The following is a 3890-nucleotide window of genomic DNA, read 5'->3' on the forward strand; positions in this document are numbered from 1 at the left end:
TAGATCGAGCCGTCCACCAGCGCGATGATCTTGTCGGTCATGGGTCGCTTCCTTCAGTGGCCGGTGAGCGCGTCCATCGCGCCGGGCTTGTCGTGGATGGCGAGCCGGTCCACCAGCGTCTCGGTCGCCTCGTTCATGCCGACGACCTCGACCTCGGCGCCGTCGCGGCGCAGCTTCAGGATCGCCATGTCGAGCGCCTGCACCGAACTGATGTCCCAGATATGGGCGTGCGTCACGTCGATCACCACGCGCTCGGGCGCCTCGCGGAAGTCGAAGGCCTCCATGAAGTCCTCCACCGAGCCGTAGAAGAGCTGTCCCTCGACGCGGTAGGTCCGCACCCGGCCGTCGGCGCTGATCTCGCTCGTCACGCGGAAGAGCTGCGCGATCTTCGCCGCGAAGAAGATGCCCGACAGGAGCACGCCCACCAGCACCCCGATGGCGAGGTTGTGGGTATAGACCACCACCGCCACCGTGGCGATCATCACCACCGAGGACGAGCGCGGATGCACGCGCAGGTTCTTGATCGAGGACCACGAGAAGGTGCCGATCGCGACCATGATCATGATCGCCACCAGCGCCGGCATCGGGATCACGCTCACCACGTCGCCGAGCCCGACCACCAGCGCGAGCAGCACGACACCGGCGGCGAAGGACGACAGCCGCCCGCGCCCGCCGGATTTCACGTTGATGATCGACTGCCCGATCATCGCGCAGCCCGCCATGCCGCCGATGAAACCCGTCGCGGTGTTGGCGAGGCCCTGGCCCACGCACTCCTGGTTGCGGTCGGATTTCGTGTCGGTCAGGTCGTCCACGATGTTCTGCGTCATCAGGCTTTCGAGGAGGCCCACGACCGCCACCGCCACGGAATAGGGCAGGATGATCTGGAGCGTCTCGAAGGTGAGCGGGATGTCGGGGATCAGGAAGACGGGCAGCGTGTCGGGCAGCGCCCCCATGTCGCCCACCGTGCGCACGTCCCAGCCGAAGGCGACGGTGAGCGCCGTGAGCACGACGATCGTCACCAGCGGCGAGGGCACCGCGGTCGTCACCATCGGAAAGAGATAGATGATCGCCAGCCCGCCCGCGACCAGCGCATAGGTCAGCCATGTGACGTGCCGCGGGTCGAGCTCGGGCAGCTGGGCCATGAAGATCAGGATGGCGAGCGCGTTGACGAAGCCCGTCATCACCGACTTCGAGACGTAGCGCATCACGAAGCCGAGCCTCAGGAAACCGGCCGCGATCTGCAACAGCCCCGCGAGCACGGTCGCGGCGAGGAGATACTGCAGCCCGTGCTCGGCCACCAGCGTGACCATCAGCACCGCCGTCGCCGCCGTCGCCGCCGAGATCATGCCCGGCCGCCCGCCGGTGATCGCCGTGATCACCGCGATGGAGAAACTTGCGTAAAGTCCCACCTTGGGGTCGACGCCGGCGATGATGGAAAAGGCGATCGCCTCGGGGATGAGCGCGAGCGCCACCACCACGCCGGCGAGCAGGTCGCCGCGGATGTTGCCGAGCCACTGGCTCCGGTAGGCATAGAGAGAAATCATTTGGGGTAACGCTCCGCGGCCGCCCGGCCCGTGATCGGGCGGCGTGCCATCGCACTTGTCATGTCGTTGACGGCGTGTCCGCGGCACGGTGCCTGCGGCGCGGCGCCGGACTGGGTTCGCTGCACGGCAGCATATCGGAGTCCGGGCGCGATGCAAGCCCGCCCCGACCCGCGACGCTTCAGGGTCCGTGAACACCTTTTCAGGACTTCTGATTTGCCTCGGCGCGGCTGGCATGTGCCCAATCCGGAACTGCGTGCCGCCCGGCTTGGGCCGCTGCACAGCGCGACAGCGCCACGCACGAACACCGACAGGGAGCATACCGATGAAAACCCGACTTCTCGCCGCCGCGGCCGCCGCGGCGTTCGCCTCGCCCGCCGCCGCGCAGGACAGCTGCGGCGAGGTCTCGATCACCGAGATGAACTGGGCCTCCGCACAGATCGTCACCGCCGTCGCCAAGTTCCTTATGGAGCAGGGCTACGACTGCACCGTCTCGACGGTGCCCTCGGCGACCGTCCCGGCCGTCACCTCGCTCGCCGAGAATGGCGAGCCCGACATCGTGACGGAGCTCTGGCTGAACTCCACCGGCGAGGTCTACGCGCGCCTCGAGGAGGAGGGCAAGGTCGAGCCGGTGGCCGACATCCTCGCGCCCGGGGGTGTCGAGGGCTGGTGGATCCCCTCCTACCTCGCCGAGGAGCACCCGGAACTGACCACGATCGAGGGCGTGATGGAGAACCCCGACCTCGTCGGCGGGCGCTTCGACAACTGCCCCGACGGCTGGGGCTGCCGGATCGTGAACGACAACCTGATCCCGGCGCTCGGGATCGAGGAGGCGGGTCTCGAGGTGTTCAACCACGGCTCGGCCGAGACCCTCTTCTCCTCGCTCGCCGCCGCCTACGAGGACCGCGAGCCGTGGTTCGGCTACGTCTACGGCCCCACCTCGGTGCTCGGCAAATACGACATGGTCAAGGTCGAGCTCGGCCCCGTCGACGAGGAGATCCACGCCGCCAACCAGAATCAGGACAACCCGGATCCCGGCGTCTCGGATTTCCCGCCGGCGCCGGTCCTGACTGTGGTGACCGCCGAGTTCCGCGAGCGCGCGCCGGAGATCGTCGACCTGATGAGCAACGTCAGCTTCGACATCGACGTGATGAACGGCCTGCTCGCCTGGAAGGACGAGAACAACGCCTCGAACGAGGAGGCGGCGGCGCATTTCATCCAGTCGAACGCCGACGTCTGGCGCGACTGGGTCAACGAGGACGCCCGCGCGAACCTCGCCGGCCTTCTGGAGTGAGCGCCGCCTCCGGTGCGGCACATGCCGCGCCGGAGGCCGTTTCGGCTGATCCGCGCCCAGGCGCGCGGATCAGCCCCGGTGTCTCGGGACTGCGCCGCCGTCACGCGGCGCCTTGGCGCCTCTGCGCCACGACCTCTGACAGATGCGGGGGCCGCCTGCCGCGCCGCCCCCCGTCAGGGCAAGCTTCAGAGCGCCCGTCAGAGCGCGCGGATCCGCTCCAGCGTCGCGGCGCGCACGGCCACGCCGTCGCGCTCTGCGCGGGCGCGCGCCGCGGCCCGCCCGTCGCCCGGCAGCCGCGCGCCCGGCTCGGCGCGGATCGCCTCCGTCAGCGCGGCGATGCGCGCGGCATAGGCGCCACCCGAACTCGCCTCCGGGTCCAGCGCGATGAAGCACTGCCCGGTGCGCGGCGGCCCGCCCTTCGGCCCCGAGAAGGGGCTCGCATCGCGCCCGAGCGTCGCGCCTGTCAGCGCCGCCGCCATGACCTCCACCAGGAGCGCGAGGCCCGCGCCCTTGTAACCGCCCGCCGGCGCCATGGAGCCCGCGAGCGCGCGCTCGGGATCGGTCGTCGCCGCCCCGTCGGGGCCGAGCGCCCAGCCCTCGGGGATCGCGCGGCCCTCCCGCGCGTGCGCCATGATCTCTGACTTGGCGATCACGCTCGCGCTCTGGTCGATCAGAAGGGCCACGCCCCCCTCCCCGTCCGGCGCGGCGAGCGAGATCGGGTTGGTGCCCACCACCGGTGTCGCCCCGCCCGCCGGCGCGATCGAGGCCGGCGCGTTGGTGAAGCCGAGGCCGATGAGCCCCGCCTGCGCCAGCGCCCGCGTGTGCACGCCGAGCACCCCGCAGTTGTAGGACTCCCGCACGGCGAGCGCCGCGACGCCCTGTGCCCGTGCGGCCGGGGTCAGTTCGGCGAAGCCCGCCGCGATCGCGGCATGGGCGAAGCCCTGCCCCGCGTCGGCGACGACGAGCCCGGGCCGCGGGCGCGTGACCTCGGGCGCCGCGTCGCCCCGGACCTTGCCGCAGCGCAGATGCTCGCAATAGACCGGGATATAGGCGAG

The 3890-nt window shown here is 70.4% G+C and carries 3 protein-coding genes; 1 reads left to right on the forward strand and 2 read right to left on the reverse strand.

Annotation, left to right across the window (positions count from 1 at the left end; translation table 11 throughout):
* Positions 1-53: 53 nt before the first annotated feature.
* Positions 54-1544: a SulP family inorganic anion transporter gene (locus ACESL7_RS13930; protein WP_372893910.1), complete on the reverse strand. Its 1491-nt coding sequence runs from the start codon at positions 1542-1544 to the stop codon at positions 54-56.
* 322 nt (positions 1545-1866) lie between these two features.
* On the opposite strand from ACESL7_RS13930, the gene ACESL7_RS13935 reads away from it, so the two are divergent.
* On the forward strand, positions 1867-2835 hold the full coding sequence (locus ACESL7_RS13935) for an ABC transporter substrate-binding protein (RefSeq protein WP_372893911.1): 969 nt from the start codon (positions 1867-1869) through the stop codon (positions 2833-2835).
* A 197-nt stretch (positions 2836-3032) separates the two neighbouring features.
* Here the strand turns inward: ACESL7_RS13935 and ACESL7_RS13940 are convergent.
* A partial coding sequence (locus tag ACESL7_RS13940) for an Ldh family oxidoreductase (RefSeq protein ID WP_372893912.1) occupies positions 3033-3890 on the reverse strand: 858 nt, incomplete at its 5' end.

Source organism: Rhodosalinus sp. (assembly GCF_041685465.1).
Classification (GTDB): domain Bacteria; phylum Pseudomonadota; class Alphaproteobacteria; order Rhodobacterales; family Rhodobacteraceae; genus Rhodosalinus.